This window comes from Beijerinckiaceae bacterium (assembly GCA_004564215.1).
In the GTDB taxonomy this organism is placed as follows: Bacteria; Pseudomonadota; Alphaproteobacteria; order Rhizobiales; family Beijerinckiaceae; genus Methylocapsa.
This window is the reverse complement of the sequence record CP024846.1, coordinates 2,750,801-2,771,638: the sequence shown is the minus strand read 5'-3', so window position 1 is coordinate 2,771,638 and position 20,838 is coordinate 2,750,801. Positions and strand designations below refer to the sequence as shown.

The following is a 20,838-nucleotide window of genomic DNA, read 5'->3' as shown; positions in this document are numbered from 1 at the left end:
AGGGATCGGGTCAGAGTTTTTAAGTCTCATGTTTGGGTCCGGCTCGCGCAAAGTTCACGAAAGAGTTTGGCATAAGTGGCGGCGGGACGCCGCCAGGACACGTCGGTTCTCATGCCATTTACCCGAAGCCGATCCCAGACCTTCGGCTCGGACCAGATCTTGCTGGCGCGTTCCAGTGTGGCACCCAAGGCCTCCTCGGTCACCGGCGAAAAAAGGAGCCCCGTGCCCTGCTTGGCCTCGATCGCCATTTCATTGGCGTCAATGATCGTGTCAGCCAAGCCGCCGACACGGGACGCTATCGGGACGGCGCCGTAACGCAGGCCGCAAAGCTGAGTGAGGCCACAAGGCTCAAAGCGCGAGGGAATGAGCAGCGCGTCGGCGCCGGCTTGGATCCCGTGGGCGACGTCCTCATCATAACCGATCAGCGCGCCAACCCGCCCAGCTCTTCCCTTGGCCGCAGCCAGAAAGTCAGCCTCGAACGCAGACTCGCCGGAGCCGAGCACGGCGAGCTGGGCACCGAGGCGCTCAAAAACGCCAAGGTTTGCAAGAATAAGATCGATCCCTTTTTGCCAGGTGAGACGGCTGACGATACCGAAGAGAAGCCGATCCGGATCGGCGGCGAGACCGAAATGCTTTTGCAATGCGGTCTTATTCAGGCGCCGCTTGGCACGAGACTGGACCGAGTAGACGGCGGCAATCCGCTTGTCCTCCGCTGGATTCCAGATGGCCTCATCAATACCGTTGCGTATCCCGATCATGACATCCGAGCGCGAGCGCAAGAGGCCGTCGAGCCCCATCCCATGCGCGGGAGTCAGAATCTCGGCGGCGTAGGTTGGAGACACCGTCGTAATCCGATCGGAAAGGCTGAGCGCCGCCTTGAGAAATCCGATCATCCCGTAATATTCCACGCCATCGATCGTGAAGGCGCGGGTCGGCAGGTCCAGCGCTTTCAAAAGTTCGGCCGGATATTGCCCTTGAAAGGCCAGATTGTGGACCGTGATCACGGTTCCTGGCCGAGGCCTTCCGTCATACGCGAGATAGGCAGCCGTCAGCCCCGCCTGCCAGTCATGCGCGTGAACAATATCGGGCGCAAAGGGCGGAAATTCGCCATGTGCAAGGCGCGCAGCAATCTGGCCGAGCGCGCCAAAGCGGAAGGGATTATCGGGCCACTCTTGCCCGTCCGGTCCGACATAAGGTCCGCCTGCCCGGTCGAAGAGATGCGGCGCATCGAGCACGAAGAGATCGAGGCCGGCGGAATTTGCGCGCAGCACCCTCGCCGCCGCGCCGAAAAGATCCGGTGACTCCAGGACGAGCTCGGCGGCCTTGATCTGGCTCATCACATTCGGATAGCCGGGCACCAGAGTCGTCACCGCAACGCCCTCTGCGGCGAGCGCGCCCGGAAGCGCGCCGGCAACGTCGGCAAGGCCGCCCGTTTTGACCAGAGGATAGATTTCCGACGCCACCGCCAGGACCGTGACGTCGTCCTTCATGCCGCGAGCCTGTCGATCATCGCCTGGGTGATCAAGACAATTCCATTTTCCGTGCGCCGGAATCGCGCGGCATCGGCGGCCTCATCCTCACCGACAACAAGACCCTCCGGGATCTTGACGCCGCGATCAATCACCACGTTGAAAAGCCGCGCGGAGCGGCCGACGTCGACATAGGGCAGGATGACGGCATTCTCGATCGCGCAATAGGAATTGACCCGGACACCGGTGAACAGAACCGAACGCCGGATCGCCGCGCCGGAGACGATGCAGCCGCCCGAAACGAGGGAAGAAACCGCCAGGCCGCGGCGGTCATCTTCGTCGTGAACAAATTTCGCCGGCGGCGTCACAGCATTGTCGGTCCAGATCGGCCATTCCCGGTCGAACAAGTCGAGATCCGGAACGACGGCCGTCAAATCAATATTGGCGGCCCAATAGGCATCAACGGTTCCGACGTCGCGCCAATAAGCGCCCAATTCATTCGAGGAACGCACACAGGAATTAGAAAACCGGTGGGCGACGGCTTTCCCCTCGATCACGATATGGGGAATGATGTCCCGTCCAAAATCCCTGCTCGATTTGGGCGCGGCAGCGTCCCGTTCCAGTTGATCGAACAAGAACTTTGTCTCGAAGACATAAATGCCCATCGAGGCAAGCGCATTGTGCGGGTCACCCGGTATTGAGGGCGGATCGCCCGGCTTTTCGACAAAGGAAATGATTCGCCCGGCCGCATCGACTTGCATGACACCGAAGTCGCTCGCATCCTTGCGCGGCACTTCCAGGCAGCCGACGGTCACGTCGGCCCCGGAGTCGACGTGCTGCTGCAGCATCAGCTCGTAGTCCATTTTGTAAATATGATCGCCCGCCAGCACCACCATATATTTCGGCTCACGGTCGCGGACGATATCGATGTTTTGATAGATGGCGTCGGCGGTCCCGGCATACCATTGGTTTTCCGAAACTCTCTGGCTTGCCGGCAAAATGTCGAAGCTTTCATTGCTGCCGGTTCGAAAGAAATTCCAGCCGCGATGCAAATGGCCGATCAGGCTGTGCGCTTTATATTGGGTCGCAACCCCGATCCGGCGGATGCCGGAATTCAAGGCATTCGAAAGCGCGAAATCTATGATCCGCGATTTGCCGCCGAAATAGACCGCAGGCTTGGCCCTGCGATCGGTCAATTCGAGGAGACGGCTGCCGCGTCCACCCGCGAGTATAAAGGCCATCGCCTGACGCCCAATTGGCGCGCTCAATCTCATCCGCGTTTCTCTCCCGGGTTCCCGTGCGCCAGAATCTTGGCGGAAATTCGCGGCCCCCAAATTGTCATTGATCAGCGAATTGAAAATAAAGCGTGGCGAGCGGCGGCAGGGTCATTTCCGCCGAGGCTGGAAGATCATGCGAAGCCATTTCCGAAGCCGTGACACCGCCTAGATTGCCAAGGCCGGAGCCGCCGTAGATCTCTGCGTCCGTATTGAGAATTTCTCGCCACCGTCCGGACCGAGGCAGGCCGACCCGATAGCCATGCCGCGGGATGGGCGTGAAATTCGTGACCATCACCACCGGGAGATCGCCTTCCGCTCCGAAGCGGGCAAAAGCAATCACGGACTGATCGCGGTCGTCGACGACGATCCAACGAAATCCCTCAGGTTCGCAATCGCGCGCATGCAAAGCACCCCGCTCCTTATGGAGCCGATTGAGATCCTTGATCAGCAGCTGAACCCCTTTGTGCGGGGAAAATTCAAGAAGATCAAAGTCAAGCCCGCGATTTTCGCTCCATTCGCGCCGCTGCGCGAACTCCTGTCCCATGAACAACAGCTTCTTGCCGGGATGCGCCCACATGAATGCATAATAGGCACGGAGATTTGCAAATTTCTGCCATTCATCTCCGGCCATTTTGTCGAGAAGGGAGCCCTTGCCATGCACGACCTCATCATGGCTGAGGGGCAGCACAAAATTTTCCGCGAACGCATACAGCAGTCCAAATGTCAGCCGGTCGTGGTGCCATCGCCGATGTACCGGATCGAGCGCCATATAATCCAGCGTGTCATGCATGAAGCCCATGTTCCACTTGAAACCAAAGCCGAGGCCACCGGCGGACGTCGGCGCCGAGACGCCGGGCCATGCGGTTGATTCCTCGGCAATTGTGATCGTTCGGGGACCGTCGGCGTAAACGAGTTCGTTCACTTGTTTCAGGAAAGCCACGGCGGCGCGATTATCATTGCTGCCATCGCTGTTTGGTACCCATTCGCCCGGCTTTCGCGAATAATCGAGATAGAGCATCGACGCGACGGCATCGACGCGAAGTCCATCGAGATGATAGCGTTCAAGCCAGAATAAGGCATTTGCGGCCAGGAAGGCGGTCACTTCCCGGCGGCCGAAATCATAGATCGCGGTGTTCCAATCCGGATGAAACCCAAGTCGCGGGTCGGCATGTTCGTAGAGCGCTTGGCCATCGAATTGCGCCAGCCCGTGGATGTCGGTCGGGAAATGCGCGGGCACCCAGTCGAGGATGACGCCAAGCCCCGCCGCATGAGCCATATCGACAAACCGCGCAAACGCCTCGGGGGTGCCGAAGCGACTCGTCGGTGCGAAAAGCCCGATCGGCTGGTAACCCCAAGACGCATCGAGCGGATGCTCGCAGATCGGCAGCAGTTCAATATGAGTGAAACCAAGATCGGCCACGTAAGGGATCAATAACAGGGCGAGTTCGTCATAGGTAAGGAAGCGTCCCTCCGCACCGCGTCTCCAGGAACCCAGATGAACTTCATAGATGGTCATGGGCGACCGGCGGGGATCGCGGCCCCGGCGTTTTTCCAAGAAAGCCGCGTCGGTCCAGGTGAAACGATCGGTGCGGGCGACGATCGAGGCCGTCGAAGGACGCAGTTCACCGGCAAAACCAAACGGATCGGCTTTCAACGGAAGGAGACGCCCGTCGTCCGCCACGATTTCATATTTGTAGACGGCGCGCTCGCCCACCCCCGGAGCAAAAATCTCCCATATGCCGGAATCGATCCGCTTGCGCATTTGATGCCTGCGGCCGTCCCAGGCGTTGAAATCGCCGACGACCGATACCCGCAAGGCGTGCGGCGCCCACACCGCGAAGTGCACGCCGTCGATCCCTTCAAAGCGCATGAGATGCGCGCCCAGCCGCTCGTAAAGTTTGCGATGGGTGCCTTCGACGAGAAGGTAATCGTCGGTCGCGCCCAACACGGGCGGAAACGCATAGGGGTCGATGACGTCCCACGTCCCGCCCACATTCGACGCTCGCAGCCGATAGGGAAACCGGCTGGTCCGATGTTTGGCGATGCCCTCGAAAAAACCGTCGCCGCGCGCCGCAAGCGGGATCTCCGCCCCCTCCCCGTCCGCGGGTACAACGGTCAGACTGTCGGCATTTGGCACCAAGGCCCGGATTGCCACTCCATCCTCGGTCTCGTGCGGCCCGAGCACGGCGAAGGGATCCGGATGACGCGCCGCCAAAATCGCCTGGACGACATCATCGCCGATCCGCCATTTCAGGTTCGCGGCGGATTGATCATCCCCTCTCCGGCTTCGCCCGAACCAACCCATTTCATCCCTTTCCGGGTGGCCTCACCGGAACGTCCCAAATTTCTTCGGCATATTCTTTGATCGTGCGATCCGAGGAAAACCAGCCCATATGCGCCGTGTTGAGCACAGCCGAGCGCCACCAGGCCGGCTTGTCGCGCCAGCGTTTGAACACGGCGCGCTGCGTATCGAAATAACTCTCGAAGTCGGTGGTCACCAGAAAATAATCATTATGCGTCAAGGCGTCGACAAGGCCACGGTAGCGGTCAGGCTCATCGGGCGAGAACACCCCGGAGGCAATCGCATCGAGCACTTCGGCGAGCTTGGCCGAGCGCTCGATGGCCGGGCGCCCATCGATGCTCTGCCGCCGATGCGCTTCAACTTCGTCGGCGGTAAGCCCAAAAATGAAGATATTTTCCGCTCCGACTTTTTCGCGGATCTCGACATTGGCGCCATCGAGGGTGCCAATGGTCAGCGCTCCGTTCAAGGCCAATTTCATGTTGCCGGTGCCGGACGCTTCCATGCCCGCGGTCGAAATCTGCTCGGACACATCAGCCGCCGGAATGATGCGCTCGGCGAGGCTGACATTATAGTTGGGCAAGAACACGATTTTAAGAAGCCCGCGCACCGTGGGGTCGGTGTTGACGATCTCCGCCACATCATTGGCGAGCTGAATGATCAGCTTTGCCGTCGTGTAACTCGCCGCCGCCTTGCCGGCGAAAATCTTGACCCTGGGAATCCAGTCGCGGGTCGGCTGGGCGCGGATTGCGTCATAGACCGCAATCGCCTCCAGAATATTGAGGATCTGGCGCTTATATTCATGGATGCGTTTAATCTGCACATCGAACAGCGCATCGGGATCCAGCACGACGCCGAGCCGCTGCCGCACCAGCTTCGAGAGCGCCACTTTGTTCGCCCGCCGTTGCGCGGCGTAACGCTCCTGGAACGACGAATCGTCGGCGAAGACAGCCAGTTTTTCCAAGACCATGGCATCGTCAAAGATCCGGTCGCCGATCGCCTCGGTCAGCAGCCCGGTCAAACCGGGGTTGGCCTCCTTCAGCCAGCGGCGGAAGGTGATCCCATTGGTCTTGTTGGTGATGCGCCCCGGGAGCACGGCGTCGAGTTCGCGGAACACCGTCTCCTTCATCAAGTCGGAATGGAGCTTCGACACGCCATTGATTTTGTGCGAGCCCAAGAAGGCAAGATGACCCATCCGAACCCGACGCCCATGTGCCTCATCGATCAGCGAAAGCGCCGAAAACCTCTCGCCATTCGCGTCCGGCAGCTTGCTCATCTGGGCCAGATGAATGGCGTTGATCAGATAGATGATCTGCATGTGGCGGGGCAAAAGCCGCTCCATCAGCGGCACCGGCCATGTCTCCAGCGCCTCCGGCAGCAAGGTATGATTGGTGTAGCTGAAGGTCGCTTGGGTGACCGCCCAGGCGTCCCGCCAGGGAACGTCATGGAGGTCCACCAGAATGCGCATCAGCTCGGCGATCGCGATGGCGGGATGGGTATCGTTGAGTTGGATCGCGACCTTATCGGCGAGCGAGTCGATGGTGCCATGCTGATCGAGGTGGCGGCGGACCAGATCCTGCAGCGAAGCGGAGGCGAAGAAATATTCCTGGCGGAGCCTCAGTTCCTCGCCCGCGGGGGTGGCATCGCTCGGATAAAGGACTTTGGAAATCGACTCGGCGCGCACCCGGTCCATCAATGCGCCGATGTGATCGCCGCTGTTGAACATGTCGAGCCGGAGCGGGTCCGGCGCCCGCGCAGACCAAAGCCGCAGCGTGTTGATATGTGCCCCGCGCCAGCCGGGGATCGGCGTATCATAGGCGACGGCCTCGACGGTTTCGCCAGGATGCCAAATATGCTTCACCGCTCCGTCGGCCTGATGTTCGGCTTCGATCCGGCCGCCAAAGCCGATATCGTAATCGACTTCCGGCCGCGCGAACTCCCATGGGTTGCCGAACGACAGCCAATCTTCGGGATATTCGAGCTGACGCCCATTCTTGATCCGCTGGCGGAACAAGCCGTGGTCATACCGAATGCCGTACCCATAGGCGGCAATCGAAAGGGTCGCCATGCTTTCCATGAAACAGGCGGCAAGCCGGCCAAGTCCCCCATTGCCGAGCGCGGCATCCGGCTCGACTTCGCGCAGCTCTTCGAGATCGACGCCAAGTTCGGCCAGCGCCGCGCGGGTCGGTTCGATCATCTCCATATTGGTCAGCGCATCGATCAAGAGACGGCCGATCAGAAATTCGAGGCTCAAGTAGTAAACCCGCTTGCGGCGGGTCCGTTGGGTTTCCTGGGTGGAGACGATCCAGCGTTCGACAACCCGGTCGCGAACGGTCAGAGCGGTCGCCACGAACCAGTCGCGCGGACCGGCGGCGGCCGAATTCTTGCCCATCGCATAGGTAAGTTTGTCGAGAATTGCGTTTCGGATCGCCGCGACGTCGGTTCGGCTCTCCGCACGGAGAGGACCAGCGGGCGCGCCATTTTCGACGGCCGGGGGTACGATTTCGACTTCCATCGCGGCGGACCTCCTTCGTTCACCCAGGGCCGCCGCCGCGCCTTGCCGCGCCGGGCATTCCCCCGAGTCCTACTCGATGGATCCGTTCCCGGCGTTTCCTGACCGGCGCTCACGAAGCGCTTCGACAAACATCGGCGTGGGATTCTACTTCGGTGTCCGCAGCCGGCTCGCAGCGCCACTATAGGGAGGCCACCGAGACGTCGCAAGATCAGTTTCCGCCCGCTGCCAGGCAATCCGCCCCGCGCAGCTTGACCCCTGGACTTTATCCGACCAATTGAAACGAGGCGGAAGCCCTGCTTTTCCTCGCCCCTGCAAGTTTAGGAAAGAATTGGCCATGGAGTCCAATAAACGGAAACAGACATGGACGATCTGGTATGTCATCGCAGCCGTCACAGGCGTTCTCCTTTTGCAGCAGATCTGGACCAGTTACGAGCAAACCGAGGCGATTTCCTATAGCGAGTTCGAACAGCTCGTTGCAGACAAGAATGTCTCCTCCGTCGTCGTCCACTCGGATATGATCGAAGGCACCCTCAAGACGCCGGCGCCAAGCGGCAAAAGCAAATTCGTGACCGTGCGGGTTGATCCAGCAATCGCGGCCAAGCTCAGCGCCGAGGGCATCAAAGTTTCCGGCGCGCCATCAACAGGCTTCATAGGCACCGTCCTGTCTTGGGTCCTCCCCGCCATCTTTTTCTATCTGGTTTGGTTTTTCCTTTTTCGCAGTTTCGCCAACAAGCAAGGGCTTGGCGGGCTCATGACGGTCGGCAAGTCGCGGGCGAAAGTCTATGTCGAGACTGACACAAGGGTGACGTTTAAGGACGTCGCAGGTGTCGACGAAGCCAAATTCGAATTGCAGGAAGTGGTTTCCTTTCTCAAGAATCCCAAATCATTCGGCCGTCTCGGCGCCCACGTTCCCAAAGGGATTCTCCTGGTCGGTCCACCGGGAACCGGAAAAACATTGCTGGCACGCGCAGTGGCCGGCGAAGCCGGTGTTTCCTTCTTCTCGATATCGGGCTCTGAATTCGTCGAAATGTTTGTCGGAGTCGGTGCCGCCCGCGTTCGTGATCTCTTCGAACAGGCGCGCAAGGCGGCGCCTTGCATCATTTTCATCGATGAACTCGATGCCCTCGGCCGCTCACGCGCTTCGGTCAATGTCGGGGGCCTCGACGAGAAGGAACAGACTCTCAATCAGCTCCTCGCCGAGCTCGACGGTTTCGACCCTTCGACCGGGGTCATCTTGCTCGCCGCGACGAACCGGCCGGAAATCCTCGACCCCGCCCTCCTCCGCGCCGGCCGGTTCGACCGACAGGTGCTCGTGGACCGTCCCGACCGCAAGGGACGGCTCGAAATCTTGATGGTGCACGTCCGCAAGATCGTCGTAGATCCGGCGATCGATCTGGATCGTATCGCCGCCATGACGACGGGCTTCACCGGCGCCGATCTCGCCAATCTCGTCAATGAGGCGGCCGTGGTCGCGACCCGCCGCGACAGCGCCAAAGTGACTTTCGAGGATGTGACCGCCGCGATCGAACGCATCGTCGCCGGACTTGAAAAGAAAAGCCGGATTTTGACGCCGCCCGAGCGGCGCCGAGTCGCGTATCACGAGATGGGCCATGCGTTGGTGGCGGCAAGCCTGCCCGGCGTCGATCCGGTGTTGAAAGTCTCCATCATCCCGCGCGGGGTCGGCGCGCTCGGCTATACGATCCAGCACCCGACCGAGGATCGCTTTGTTTTGGCCGAAAGCGAATTGCGGCATCGCATATCCGTGCTCATGGGTGGGCGCGCCGCCGAAGTCCTCCTCTTCGACGAAGACGTCTCAACCGGCGCGGCCGATGATCTCCAGCGCGCCACGGAAATCGCAACCGAAATGGTGACGCTCTACGGCATGGCGCAATCGGTCGGACAGCGCACCTATAGGCCGGCGCCGCGCGCGTTTCTCGCCCGGCAGCCGGTCGATAAGCCCCCAGCCTCGGAAGCGACTCTGCGCGAGATCGATCTCAGTGTCCGCGATATTGTCGCCGATGCCTTCGACGAGGCACGCGCCATTTTGACCAAGCGGCGCGGGGATCTCGACGCAGGGGCCGAACTTTTACTGTCGAAGGAAGCGATTACCGCAGAAGAATTTCCTCCTATCCAGAGGATCGAATCGCCCAAAACCCCGGTTCCACCCCCGGCTGTCAAAGTCTGATGGCGCCGTCATAAAAACTTCATGCGCTAATGTTGGATCCGCCGATGAGCCGGACCGCCTATGAACTTAGAAATCTGTCCTAGCGGCGGCTTGCCTGCCCGGAAACCAGCAAATGCTCGATCAACCCTTCCACATCACCGTGCGGCCCTCGACGGAAGAGGATGTCGCGGCGATGATCGAAATCTACGCCTATCATGTTCAGCATGGCCTCGGCGATTACCCGACCGAGCCGCCGGCTCAAGACGATATCAAGCGGCGGCGCAAGTCGATGCTGAAGCGCCATCTGCCGCATCTTGTCGCCGACCATGCAGGCCAAATCATCGGTTATGCTTACGCGGTGCCGTTTCGAAAGCGCCCAGTCTATCGCTACACCGTCAAACATTCGATCTACGTGCACAAGGATCATTTGCACGCGGGCGTCGGGCGGCAGCTGCTTCCCGCTTTGATCGACGCCTGCGCGAATGCCGGCTATCGCCAAATGATTTCCTATATCGACAGCGCCAACGCTCCGTCGCTGCATCTCCATGAATCATTTGGTTTTGAACGCGCCGGCCTATTGCGCTCGGTCGGATTCAAGTTCGGCCAATGGACCGACACGGTCATGATGCAACGCCCCCTCGGGCTTGGAAATGCGGCGGGCCCCGGCCCCCTCTGTTCCTAGAGCGCTTCCCGATCAGATGGAATCATCTGATCGAAAAGGAATCGCTCAAGTTCAACGAGTGGGAGCATGTTCTGATCGAAAAAGTCGGTCAACTTTTTCGGAACAGGCTCTAGTCGATCACACCAAACCTTGCCGGCCACCTCATTCGCGGACCACATAGGTGTAGAAGCGGACCGATCCGTCCGGCTCCAATTCACGATAGACGCCCTGGATCTCGGCCTCGAAGCCGGGGAAGAGATTGGCCGCGCGCTCGAACATTTTGAGATAATCGAGCATCGGCGCGGCGCGCTCATCAAGCCTTTCGCCCGGAACGACGGTCGCAATCCCCGGAGGATAAACGACAAAAAGGGTCGCCGCGATGCGGCCCGAAATCTGGCTGATCGGCAGATAATCGACCTTATTGCGCACCATCTGGCGTACCGCTTCATACGGAGCCATCGCCATCTGCGGTAAATGCTCGGCGAGGAATTGCGCTTTCTGGAGCTTGCTTGTCGCGCTCGCGTGATAAAACGCATGCATCTGGCCGCAGAGATCGCGCAGCCGTGCCCCCGCATAGCGGGCGGGCCTGCAGGCGACAAATTCCGGGATCGTGTCTTCCAGCCGCGCATTCTCGTCATGCAGACGTTTGAAGGCGACGAGCGCACTGAGCAAGGTCCAGGCCTTGCTCGACTCTACGCCGGGCGTCAGCAGGAACAGCAGCGAATTGAGATCGTTCTTCTCCGGAACGATCCGGTTCTCGCGGAGATATTGCGCCACGATGGGCGCAGGAATTCCGTGCGAGTCATAACCGCCCCGCCGGTTGAAGCCTGGCGTCAGAAGGGTAAGTTTCATGGGATCGACCATCGCGAAATCCGGCACGAGATGATCAAACCCGTGCCAGGCCGCGCCCGGGCTCAACTCCCAATAATGCGCATGCATGGCCAGTTCGTCCGTCGCAACGCTCTCCCAGGCGACGGCGGCGGAGAGGGTGCCATTGGCGGGCGCAGGGACGCGGTCCGGTACAAAGGCATCGAAGAACCAGCGCCGCGCGGGATCCTGTTCCGCCTCGAACTCCTGGCGGACCGCGCGCAATTTTTTTCTCAGCTCGATCCCAAGTTTTAGGGTGTCGTCCCACAGCACCTCACCCGAACGACCCTTCATCATCTGCGCCCCGACGTCGAGCGAAGCGAACAGCGGATAGAAAGGCGAGGTCGACGCATGCAGAAGAAAAAACTCATTGAAGCGCCGATGCTCGACACGCCGGGCCTGGCCGTGAATGTGGCTGTCCTTCACGTGGATCTGCGAGGCCTGGGAGAAACCCGCGAGCTGCTTATGCGTCGATTGGGTGGCGATAATCCCCGGCTGCCCCGGGCCGAGGTCGCGCAAACCCATCGCGAAGCGATCAGCGAAGATCGGATGGAACTTCATGAACCCGGCCCATGCCTCATCGAACAAAACATAGTCGCAAAGATGCCCGATCCGCTCGACGATCATTTGCGCGTTGTAGATCGTCCCGTCGTAAGTGCATTGCTCGATGACCGCCACGCGAAACGGCCGCTCGCGCCGCCACGCTTCCGGGTCCTTCACCAGAGGATTGAGACGGATCTTTTCGCGGATGCGCTGTTCATCGAGAGCGTCCGGCTGGATCGGCCCGATCAGCCCATATTGGTTCCGCAAGGTTTCGAGAAAGATCGGAATCCCGCCGCCGAGAAACAGGGCGCCATGATGCGCCGCCTTGTGATTGTTGCGATCGAACAGCACGAGATCGTCTTCCGCAACCAAGGCCGAGAGCACGATCTTGTTTGACGACGACGTTCCGTTCAGGACGAAATAGGTCTTTTCGGCGCCAAAAATTGCGGCTGCTTCCTTCTGCGCGCGCAGGGCCGGACCTTCGTGGACGAGCAAATCGCCCAGTTCCAGAACGGAATTGTCGAGATCGTCGCGAAAAATCGCCTCGCCGAAATGTTCCACAAAGATCCGGCCGATGGGGCTGCGCCCATAAAAAATGCCGCCATTGTGGCCCGGACAGGTCCATAATTGATTGCCCTCTTCGGCATAATCGACAAGCGCACCGAAGAACGGCGTCTTCAGCGTCGCCGCATATTGCTTGAGGCGGCTCACGAGATTTTTTGCAATGAACTCCGGCGTCTCCTCCGCGAGAAAGACATAGCCGTCGATATAGTCGAGGACCTCGACCGGAATGTCCTCGAACTGCTTGCGGCGAACGAGCATGACGATCGGCATTTCCAAGCCGCGCCGGCGCATCAAATTGATCAGCGCCGTGGTCTTGCCATCGACACCCTTCTTCCCCCAGTCCACCACCATGCAACCGATCGCTGCGTCGGTCTGAACCGCGATTTCCGCGTCCTCGATCCGCCGCGCCCGCACAACCTGAATGCCGAGCTGCTCGATGGCGGAGAGGATCTGTTGCAGCCTCAGCCCCTCGAGATCATTGTTGTCGAAGGCGGGCGCGCAGACGAGAAAAGTGAAACGCCTGAAGAAATCCATAGGAGACCGACCTCACCATTGCCGAGCTTCTGAATACGCCTCCGCAGAATCGTTGCGGTGCGCCGCTTCATGGGCCCGATGAGAGCCAAGAGGTATGACCTCCGTGTCAAAGCGATGACAGAGGCGCCAATAGGGGCGTCGCGGTCAGGCTCCGCTCAAGATCGCGGAACGTCAGCCACGCGGTATTTTCAATGTACCTTTTCGCGCAGGCGATGTTATCCTGTCCTGCTAAATCCCGTGAAATCAGGAGAAACCCTATCGTGCATCTTGCTGGGCCGGCTTCTGAATCCCCCAGCGCGGCGGATGACCCGGTCGAGCGGATCGAGGGACGCCTGGACGCCGGCGTCCTCTTTCTTTGCGATCACGCGACCAATTCCCTTCCAAAAGCCTACGGCACGCTCGGTTTGTCGCTTGAGCAGCTCAACCGCCATATCGGCTACGACATCGGCGCGGCCTGGATTGCCCGCCAGCTCGCCGGTATTTTTGGGGCGCCCGCGCTGCTGTCGCGGTTTTCCCGCCTGCTGATCGATCCCAATCGCGGCGTCGACGATCCGACCCTCGTGATGCGTATTTCGGATGGTCATCTCGTGCCGGGAAACGCAAATATCGGCGCCGATGAGATCGAGCATCGCCATACCCATTATTGGAAGCCCTACCGCGCCACCATCGCCGCCAAGATCGAAACCATGCTCAGCGTGGGACCGCCGCCGGCCGTCGTTTCGATTCATACCTTCACACCGTGCTGGAAGACCAAACCGAGACCTTGGGAAGTCGGCATTTTGTGGGACAGCGATCCGCGGTTCGCGGCGCCGTTGATCGCGGCCTTGGCCAATGACGGATTTTACGTCGGCGACAACGAACCCTATGACGGCGCGCTGGTCGGCGACACGCTCGACGAAGAGGTCACGCGCCGCGGGCTGGCCGGCCTTCTCGTCGAAGCGCGGCAGGACCTGGTGGACACCAAGGAGAAAGCGGTCGCCTTCGCAGAGCGGTTTGCACGCCTTCTCAGCCCTGTTCTCGACCGGCCAGATCTCCATTGCAAGGCGTTCTATCCGAGCCGGACCGGACGGCATGTCTAAATTTCAAGCCCCGTGACGAGACCCCGCCGAATCGGACAGGATAGCGGGGATTGTGCGCCATTCAGCTTGACGATGAGCCGCGAAAACCCCATTGCGGATTCCCAAAGCTCATGAGCATGGGGCCGGAAGCGCCCGGCAATTTTTGCCTTCGGGTCGCCCGCAGCCTTCTAACAGAGGAAAATGGTGGATAATGGACGATATCGTCAAAACAGGTGTCGCGGCGCAGGAACTGACGCAATTCGTCGAAAGGGTGGAGCGACTGGAGGAAGAAAAAAAGGGAATTTCCGACGATATCCGGGAAGTCTATGCGGAAATGAAGGGGCGCGGGTTCGATGTGAAGGCTGTGCGCCAGATCATCCGGATCAGAAAGCAGGACCATTCCGAACGAAAGGAACTCGAAGCCATTCTCGAACTCTACATGTCAGCCTTGAACATGACCTGAGCCCGCAACGCGGATGCCGGAGCGGAACTCGGTTCAAATTGATTTGTTCGCACCTGCACAAACCGCCTCGCTTCCCCATGTTTGCTTTGACCGGCGCCCGAGCGCCGACCGAATGTTGAAATGGGGATCAGCAACGATGACGCTTGACGCCAGCATACTTTTTTCGCCCTTTCAGCTGGGCGATCTGCAGTTGAACAACCGGCTCGTCATGGCGCCCTTGACCCGCAATCGCGCGACCAAAGGCACCGACGCGCCCAACGACCTCAACGCGCGCTACTATCGCCAGCGCGCCACCGCGGGTCTCATCATCTCGGAAGCGACGCAGATTTCGCAACAGGGGCAAGGCTATATCTGGACCCCGGGAATCTACACCGAGGCGCAGGTGGCCGGCTGGAGAAACGTCACCGACGCCGTTCATGGCGCCGGCGGCTTGATCTTCATCCAGCTTTGGCATGTCGGGCGCGTTTCGCATATCTCGCTTCAGCCCGGCGGCGCAAAGCCGGTGGCGCCCTCGGCGATCGCGGCGAAAACCAAAACCTTCATTGAAACCGGGTTTGTCGATACGTCGGAACCGCGCGCACTGACGATAGATGAAATCGCCGGCATCGTTGCCGACTATCGGAAGGCGGCCGAGAATGCCAAGCGCGCCGGATTTGACGGCATCGAGATTCACGGTGCAAACGGCTATTTGATCGACCAATTCCTCAAGGATGGGACAAACAAGCGCTCGGACCACTATGGCCAATCGATCGAGAACCGCGCCCGTTTCGCCCTCGAAGTCACCGACGCCATCTTGAGCGTTTGGGACAAACGCCGCGTCGGCATCAGGCTGTCGCCGGTGAGCCCGGCGAATGATGCCACCGACAGCAATCCGGCGGAAATTTTCGGCTATTTGGTCAAAGAGCTGAGCGCGCGCGAGATCGCCTATATCCACGTCATCGAGGGGGCGACCGGCGGTCCGCGCGACATTGTGGATTTCGATTTTCAGGCTTTGCGCAAGGCTTTTGCCGGCGCCTACATCGCGAATAATGAGTACACGCGCGAGCTGGCCATCGAAACCTTGCAGCAAAACCGGGCCGACTTGATCGCCTTCGGCAAGCTCTTTCTCGCCAACCCCGACCTCGTCGAACGGCTGCGCAAGAATGCGCCGTTGAACGTCCCGAAACAGGAAAGTTTTTACGGCGGCGCGAGCGAAGGCTACACGGATTATCCGACGCTTGAAGAGGCGGCCCGGACCGCAAAATCACAATAGCAAAAAGCGTTGGGCGAACCCGTCAGGGGGCGCCCAAAAGCTTCTTCAGTTCAGTCTTAAGCAAAGGTGCCAGCTCCGGATTGGCAAGCGCGAACGCTATGTTCGCGGCGAGAAAACCGAGTTTTGAACCGCAGTCATAGGTCTTGCCGTCGAAACGTACGCCATGAAACGCCTGGGTCGCGGCAAGCCCCTTCATGCCATCGGTCAATTGAATTTCGCCGCCCGCGCCTTTTTCGCCCTTTTCGAGAATGGAAAAAATTTCCGGGCCGAGAATATAGCGGCCGGAAATAATCAGGTTGGAGGGCGCCATCCCCTGGGGAGGCTTTTCGACCATGCCGGTAATTTCGAAAGTGGGACCGAAATCCTTGCCGATCGAGACAATGCCATATTGATGGGTCTCTTCCGGCGGCACTTCCTCGACGGCGATCACATTGCCGCCATGCTTTTCATAGGCCGCGATGCATTGCGCGAGGCAGCGGCCACCTTTCGCGCCAGGCATGGTCACCATATCCGGGAGCAAAACCGCGAAGGGCTCATCGCCCACAATCTCGCGGGCGCACCAGACCGCATGACCGAGGCCGAGCGGAACCTGCTGACGCGTGAAGCTCGTCGCGCCGGCGGCCGGCAGCTCCGCCATCAAGGCTTGCAATTCCTTGAGCTTTCCACGCTTCTGCAAGGTTTCTTCAAGCTCATAGGCGATGTCGAAATGATCCTCGATCACCGCCTTGTTGCGCCCGGTCACGAAGATAAAATGCTCGATGCCGGCCTCGCGGGCTTCATCGACGACATGCTGCAGCACCGGCCGGTCGACGACGGTCAACATCTCTTTCGGAATGGATTTGGTGGCCGGGAGAAATCTTGTTCCCAAACCGGCGACGGGAAAAACAGCCTTGCGAATGTGTTTGTTCATTCATTGCCCCGAAAGAGGTTTGCCGCACCATGATCAATTCATAGCCGCCAAGTTTGATGGAGCTATGGCAAGGACGCGGAGACGTCGCAGCGATATAGCACAGGGGCGCCCGGTTTTTATTGCTTTTTATGTCAAGGGGGTAGCGGAGGGAGGCCAAACGTCGCAATGCGCGAGGAGGACGCGGAGGCAGCACTTTCGCGGCTAATCCGAGGACCGGTGGTCAAGGTCACTGAAGTGCCTCGAAGAGGTTGCCTTGAAGGGCCCGCACTACAAGCACGCGACAATCCTCAGCGATCCTGTGCTCCGTGGAATATAGCGGTGATGATCAATTCGTTTCGCTCGCCGTAGACTTCATAGACGATGATGAAGGGGAGCCCTTTCACGATCCATTCATGGGTGCCGGGCACCCTCCCGCGGTGGCCCATATTAGGAAACCACCCAAGATACTCGGCGCTGTCTAATATCCGATCGATTACGGAATCCGCTATGGCCGGACGATCTTTCGCGATCCATGCATGGATGCGATCGAGGTCACCATAGACCTCGTCGCGGACGATTACCTTCATGCAGGGCGGCGCACAAAGCGCTGACGCACCTCTTGGAGAGTGGCGAATTCCGGATTCGGATCGGCAAGCCGGCGTTGCACCTCGGCTAGCTGTTCGTCGGTGAGCCGATAGGGGCTTGCATCCTGTGCTTCCATCTCCAGCAGGACACGCGCGGCATCCTCCTGCCGGCTTTCAGGCCAAGTCTCAACGCGTTCTATGACTTCCTTGAGGACTTTGCTTACCATAAAAATATTATAGCAGGGCCGCGCCAAGGTCGGCAAATGCCATGTACTTCTTTTTGACGCGAACCGGTATCCACTTTGCTTGAAAACGCTCGCTTAATAAGCAGGACGGCCCGAAGCATCACGCTCCGGGCCGCCACGTGTTCTGTCTCAATCAAGTTCGGGTAGCTTAGCCGAACTGGTTCATCGTGTTGTGAGAGCCGCCGGCCTTGAGCGCCGCCTCGCCAGCGAAATATTCCTTGTGATCGTCGCCCATGTCGGAGCCCGCCATGTTCTGGTGCTTCACGCAGGCGATGCCCTGGCGAATTTCCTGACGCTGGACGTTGCGGACATACCCAAGCATGCCCTGCGCGCCAAAATATTCCTTCGCGAGATTGTCGGTCGACAACGCCGCCGTGTGATAGGTCGGAAGCGTAATGAGGTGGTGGAAAATGCCAGACCGCTTCGACGCATCCGCCTGGAAGGTACGAATGCGCTCGTCGGCCTCAGCGGCCAAAGCCGTGCCGTCATAGTCCACGCTCATCAGGGCCGCGCGATCATAGTCAGCGACATCCTTGCCGGCGACTTCCCAGGCGTCATAGACCTGCTGGCGGAAATTCAGCGTCCAGTTGAAGGACGGTGAATTATTGTACACCAGCTTGGCGTTGGGAACGACCGCGCGAATGCGGTCCACCATGCCAGCGATCTGGTTCACGTGGGGCTTTTCAGTCTCGATCCAGAGGAGGTCGGCGCCGTTCTGCAGCGAGGTGATGCAGTCGAGCACGCAACGATCTTCTCCGGTGCCCGAACGGAACTGATAAAGATTGCTGGCGAGGCGCTTCGGCCGCAACAGCTTGCCGTTGCGGTTGAGGATGACGTCGCCGTTGCGGGCGTCACCGGGCGCGACTTCCTCGCAGTCGAGGAAGGAATTGTACTGATCGCCGAGGTCGCCCGGCGCGTGGCTGACCGCGATCTGCTGGGTGAGGCCGGCACCGAGCGAGTCGGTGCGGGTGACGATAATGCCGTCCTCGACGCCAAGCTCAAGGAATGCATAGCGACAGGCGCGCACCTTGGCGAGGAAGACTTCGTGCGGCACGGTCACCTTGCCATCCTGGTGGCCGCACTGCTTTTCGTCAGACACCTGGTTTTCGATCTGCAGCGCACAGGCGCCCGCCTCGATCATCTTCTTGGCGAGCAGATAGGTCGCTTCCGCATTGCCGAAGCCGGCGTCGATGTCGGCGATGATCGGCACCACATGGGTCTGATAATTGTCGACGGTCGCCAGCAGCGTCTTTTCCTTGGCGCTGTCGCCGGCCTTCCGCGCGGCGTCGATCTCGCGGAAAATGCCCCCAAGTTCACGGGCATCCGCTTGGCGGAGGAAGGTGTAAAGCTCTTCGATCAGCGCCGGCACGGATGTCTTCTCGTGCATGGACTGATCCGGCAAGGGACCGAAATCGGAACGGAGCGCGGCAACCATCCAGCCGGACAGATAGAGATACCGGCGGTCGGTCGTGCCAAAATGCTTCTTGATGGAGATCATCTTCTGCTGGCCGATAAACCCATGCCAACAGCCCAGCGACTGGGTGTAAAGGGCCGGATCGGCGTCATAGGCCGCCATGTCCTTGCGCATAAGGCCGGCGGTATATCTGGCGATATCGAGACCCGTCCGGAAGCGGTTCTGCAGGCGCATCCGGGCCACGGACTCAGGGTTGATGCCGGTCCAAGTGCCGTCCTTGCTTTTGACGAGCTGCTTCATCTCAGCAATATGGTTTTGGTATTCGTTGGTCTTCCCCACCTGGGGGATTTGGCTCTGGTAGGTCATCGCGCGCGCCTTGTCTCGCCTTCACAGGGGATCGTCTTGCTCATTAGGCTCTCCGATCACAGCATTCACAGAGATTGACAAAATGCGCCAATCTGGCGGAAAATTCGTAGGTATAGCTGCCATATCGAAGAAATCTCGTCTATGCGCAAGGGCTTGACTGGAAATTCAAGTTAGTATGTAACATTCATACATTGTAATGTTGTATGGATGTAAATATTAACACCCATGAATGCCGCAGCCATAGTTCAAAGGAAGATTTTCGCCGGCCCGCGCCTTAAGCGGCTTCGCCGCGAACGGCAGCTGACCCAGGCCGGGATGGCCGCCGAGCTGGATGTTTCGCCGAGCTATCTCAACCTCATGGAACGCAATCAGCGGCCGATCACGGTCCAGGTGCTGATCCGGCTGACCGATGTCTACGGCATCGATCCCCGTGACTTCATGGAAGGCGAAGGCGAACACTCCATCGGCGAAATGGAGCAAATTCTGGCCGATCCCTTGTTTCGCGAGGCGGCCGTGCCGCGCTCGGAAGTGCGAGACGCGGCCGAGAATTCTCCGGCCCTGCTGGCCGCCATGGCGCGCCTCTACCGGGCCTATTCGGCGGCGCGGGAGGCGAGCGAAGCCGGCGTCATCGCCGGGGCCGACCGGGATCGCGCCGAACCGGTCCTCAGGGAAAGTCCGATCGACCGGATCCGCATCCTTCTGCACGAGGCGCGCAATCATTTCCCGGAACTCGAGGAGGCGGCCGAAACCCTTGCGGCCGAACTCGCCCTTGCCAACAACGATCTTTTCTTTGCGCTCTGCGATCATCTGCGCGCGCGCCATGGTATCCGGGTCCGGGCGCTGCCCGTCGAGGTCATGGGCGACCGGCTGCGCTGGTATGATCATCACCGCCGCCAATTGATGATCTCGGAAGTCGTCGAGCAGCCCGGCCGGACGTTTCAGGCGGCCTATCAGCTGGCCTTCAGCCGCTTCGGCGACCTTTTGAGCGAAATTTCCGTACGGCTCGAACCCAACGATGATTTGAGCCGCCGGCTGCTGCGCATCACGCTTGCCAATTATTTCGCGGGCGCCGTCATGATGCCTTACGGCCGGTTCCATGAAGCGGCCGAGCTCGCCGGCTATGATGTCGAGATTCTCGCGGCGCGTTTCGGAGCCAGTTTCGAGCAGGTGGCGCATCGCCTGACCACGCTCGCCCGCCAAACCGCGCGCGGTGTTCCGTTCTTTCTGGTGCGGGTGGATATGGCCGGAAACGTTTCGAAACGGTTTTCTTCCAGCCGTTTTCCGTTCGCCCATTCCGGCGGCACCTGCCCTTTGTGGAAGGTTCACGCCACCTTCGCCGAGCCGGGCCGGATTTTGACGCAGGTCATTGAACTGCCCGACGGTTCGCAATGGTTTTCGATCGCCCGCACGGTGCGCCGCTCGCTCACCCCATGGGGCGCGATCGAACCGCGCTTTGCCATCGGGCTCGGCTGCGAGATCAAATACGCGCGGCGTTTGGTGTACGCCAAACGGCTCGATTTCAACGCCCTCGACGCCACGCCGATCGGCATCAATTGCCGGCTCTGCGATCGTCCCGCATGCCCGCAGCGCGCGGCGCCCCCCGTGCTGCGCGGACTGCTGGTCGATGAAACGATGCGCGGGGTCTCGCCGTTTACCTTCAAAGACGTGTGAACC

General features: G+C 59.9%; 16 protein-coding genes. 7 read left to right on the top strand and 9 right to left on the bottom strand.

Annotated features, from left to right (window positions below):
- Window positions 1-26: 26 nt before the first annotated feature.
- The 4 genes from CU048_13195 to CU048_13180 all read right to left on the bottom strand — a co-directional run bounded on the left by CU048_13195 (window position 27) and on the right by CU048_13180 (window position 7,560).
- Complete coding sequence (locus CU048_13195; protein ID QBR72063.1) at window positions 27-1,490, bottom strand: glycogen synthase GlgA; 1,464 nt, start codon at window positions 1,488-1,490, stop codon at window positions 27-29.
- The gene (glgC, locus tag CU048_13190; protein ID QBR72062.1) at window positions 1,487-2,743 is read right to left on the bottom strand and encodes a glucose-1-phosphate adenylyltransferase; all 1,257 of its coding nucleotides are present in this window, start codon (window positions 2,741-2,743) and stop codon (window positions 1,487-1,489) included. Before glgC ends, CU048_13195 begins: the two co-directional genes overlap by 4 nt.
- A gap of 64 nt (window positions 2,744-2,807) precedes the next feature.
- Window positions 2,808-5,051, bottom strand: a complete 2,244-nt coding sequence (locus CU048_13185) for a 1,4-alpha-glucan branching enzyme (GenBank protein ID QBR72061.1) — start codon at window positions 5,049-5,051, stop codon at window positions 2,808-2,810.
- 1 nt (window position 5,052) lies between these two features.
- Window positions 5,053-7,560 (bottom strand): glycogen phosphorylase, encoded by a 2,508-nt coding sequence (locus CU048_13180; protein QBR72060.1) that lies wholly within the window; start codon window positions 7,558-7,560, stop codon window positions 5,053-5,055.
- A gap of 334 nt (window positions 7,561-7,894) precedes the next feature.
- On the opposite strand from CU048_13180, the gene CU048_13175 reads away from it, so the two are divergent.
- The 3 genes from CU048_13175 (at window position 7,895) to CU048_13165 (ending at window position 10,519) form a co-directional block, all read left to right on the top strand.
- Window positions 7,895-9,745 (top strand): cell division protein FtsH, encoded by a 1,851-nt coding sequence (locus tag CU048_13175; GenBank protein QBR72059.1) that lies wholly within the window; start codon window positions 7,895-7,897, stop codon window positions 9,743-9,745.
- Window positions 9,746-9,857: 112 nt separating this feature from the next.
- Complete coding sequence (locus tag CU048_13170) at window positions 9,858-10,406, top strand: GNAT family N-acetyltransferase (GenBank protein QBR72058.1); 549 nt, start codon at window positions 9,858-9,860, stop codon at window positions 10,404-10,406.
- Window positions 10,331-10,519 (top strand): hypothetical protein, encoded by a 189-nt coding sequence (locus tag CU048_13165; GenBank protein QBR72057.1) that lies wholly within the window; start codon window positions 10,331-10,333, stop codon window positions 10,517-10,519. Before CU048_13170 ends, CU048_13165 begins: the two co-directional genes overlap by 76 nt.
- Before the next feature lie 28 nt (window positions 10,520-10,547).
- Here CU048_13165 and CU048_13160 read toward each other — a convergent pair whose 3' ends face one another.
- Window positions 10,548-12,893, bottom strand: a complete 2,346-nt coding sequence (locus CU048_13160) for an amino acid decarboxylase (GenBank protein QBR72056.1) — start codon at window positions 12,891-12,893, stop codon at window positions 10,548-10,550.
- A 212-nt stretch (window positions 12,894-13,105) separates the two neighbouring features.
- Here CU048_13160 and CU048_13155 point away from each other — a divergent pair, with 212 nt between their 5' ends.
- The 3 genes from CU048_13155 to CU048_13145 all read left to right on the top strand — a co-directional run bounded on the left by CU048_13155 (window position 13,106) and on the right by CU048_13145 (window position 15,666).
- Window positions 13,106-13,972 (top strand): N-formylglutamate amidohydrolase, encoded by an 867-nt coding sequence (locus CU048_13155; GenBank protein QBR72928.1) that lies wholly within the window; start codon window positions 13,106-13,108, stop codon window positions 13,970-13,972.
- A gap of 190 nt (window positions 13,973-14,162) precedes the next feature.
- On the top strand, window positions 14,163-14,414 hold the full coding sequence (locus CU048_13150) for a hypothetical protein (GenBank protein ID QBR72055.1): 252 nt from the start codon (window positions 14,163-14,165) through the stop codon (window positions 14,412-14,414).
- 136 nt (window positions 14,415-14,550) lie between these two features.
- Entirely contained in the window at window positions 14,551-15,666 is a 1,116-nt protein-coding gene (locus CU048_13145) for an alkene reductase (protein ID QBR72927.1), read from the top strand.
- 22 nt (window positions 15,667-15,688) lie between these two features.
- On the opposite strand, the gene galU is transcribed toward CU048_13145, so the two are convergent.
- The 4 genes from galU to CU048_13125 all read right to left on the bottom strand — a co-directional run bounded on the left by galU (window position 15,689) and on the right by CU048_13125 (window position 19,164).
- Window positions 15,689-16,576: a UTP--glucose-1-phosphate uridylyltransferase gene (gene galU / locus CU048_13140; protein QBR72054.1), complete on the bottom strand. Its 888-nt coding sequence runs from the start codon at window positions 16,574-16,576 to the stop codon at window positions 15,689-15,691.
- A gap of 287 nt (window positions 16,577-16,863) precedes the next feature.
- Window positions 16,864-17,142: a type II toxin-antitoxin system RelE/ParE family toxin gene (locus tag CU048_13135; protein QBR72053.1), complete on the bottom strand. Its 279-nt coding sequence runs from the start codon at window positions 17,140-17,142 to the stop codon at window positions 16,864-16,866.
- Window positions 17,139-17,366 carry a hypothetical protein gene (locus tag CU048_13130; protein QBR72052.1) on the bottom strand — a complete coding sequence of 76 codons (228 nt, stop codon included), beginning with the start codon at window positions 17,364-17,366 and terminating at the stop codon, window positions 17,139-17,141. The genes CU048_13135 and CU048_13130 overlap by 4 nt, the downstream gene beginning before the upstream one ends.
- A 166-nt stretch (window positions 17,367-17,532) precedes the next feature.
- Window positions 17,533-19,164 carry an isocitrate lyase gene (locus tag CU048_13125; protein QBR72051.1) on the bottom strand — a complete coding sequence of 544 codons (1,632 nt, stop codon included), beginning with the start codon at window positions 19,162-19,164 and terminating at the stop codon, window positions 17,533-17,535.
- Window positions 19,165-19,389: 225 nt separating this feature from the next.
- Between CU048_13125 and CU048_13120 the strand changes: the two genes are divergently transcribed.
- Window positions 19,390-20,835, top strand: a complete 1,446-nt coding sequence (locus CU048_13120; protein ID QBR72050.1) for an XRE family transcriptional regulator — start codon at window positions 19,390-19,392, stop codon at window positions 20,833-20,835.
- The last annotated feature ends 3 nt before the right edge of the window (window positions 20,836-20,838 follow it).

What these genes read in the sequence shown, in the direction of transcription:
- glgC (QBR72062.1), bottom strand. Translation starts at nt 2,743, where the DNA reads ATGAGATTGAGCGCGCCAATTGGGCGTCAGGCGATGGCCTTTATACTC.
- CU048_13125 (QBR72051.1), bottom strand. Translation starts at nt 19,164, where the DNA reads ATGACCTACCAGAGCCAAATCCCCCAGGTGGGGAAGACCAACGAATAC.
- CU048_13150 (QBR72055.1), top strand. Translation starts at nt 14,163, where the DNA reads ATGGACGATATCGTCAAAACAGGTGTCGCGGCGCAGGAACTGACGCAA.
- CU048_13180 (QBR72060.1), bottom strand. Translation starts at nt 7,560, where the DNA reads ATGGAAGTCGAAATCGTACCCCCGGCCGTCGAAAATGGCGCGCCCGCT.
- CU048_13120 (QBR72050.1), top strand. Translation starts at nt 19,390, where the DNA reads ATGAATGCCGCAGCCATAGTTCAAAGGAAGATTTTCGCCGGCCCGCGC.
- CU048_13165 (QBR72057.1), top strand. Translation starts at nt 10,331, where the DNA reads ATGGACCGACACGGTCATGATGCAACGCCCCCTCGGGCTTGGAAATGC.
- CU048_13130 (QBR72052.1), bottom strand. Translation starts at nt 17,366, where the DNA reads ATGGTAAGCAAAGTCCTCAAGGAAGTCATAGAACGCGTTGAGACTTGG.
- CU048_13175 (QBR72059.1), top strand. Translation starts at nt 7,895, where the DNA reads ATGGAGTCCAATAAACGGAAACAGACATGGACGATCTGGTATGTCATC.
- CU048_13135 (QBR72053.1), bottom strand. Translation starts at nt 17,142, where the DNA reads ATGAAGGTAATCGTCCGCGACGAGGTCTATGGTGACCTCGATCGCATC.
- CU048_13145 (QBR72927.1), top strand. Translation starts at nt 14,551, where the DNA reads ATGACGCTTGACGCCAGCATACTTTTTTCGCCCTTTCAGCTGGGCGAT.
- CU048_13155 (QBR72928.1), top strand. Translation starts at nt 13,106, where the DNA reads ATGTTATCCTGTCCTGCTAAATCCCGTGAAATCAGGAGAAACCCTATC.
- CU048_13170 (QBR72058.1), top strand. Translation starts at nt 9,858, where the DNA reads ATGCTCGATCAACCCTTCCACATCACCGTGCGGCCCTCGACGGAAGAG.
- CU048_13160 (QBR72056.1), bottom strand. Translation starts at nt 12,893, where the DNA reads ATGGATTTCTTCAGGCGTTTCACTTTTCTCGTCTGCGCGCCCGCCTTC.
- galU (QBR72054.1), bottom strand. Translation starts at nt 16,576, where the DNA reads ATGAACAAACACATTCGCAAGGCTGTTTTTCCCGTCGCCGGTTTGGGA.
- CU048_13195 (QBR72063.1), bottom strand. Translation starts at nt 1,490, where the DNA reads ATGAAGGACGACGTCACGGTCCTGGCGGTGGCGTCGGAAATCTATCCT.
- CU048_13185 (QBR72061.1), bottom strand. Translation starts at nt 5,051, where the DNA reads ATGGGTTGGTTCGGGCGAAGCCGGAGAGGGGATGATCAATCCGCCGCG.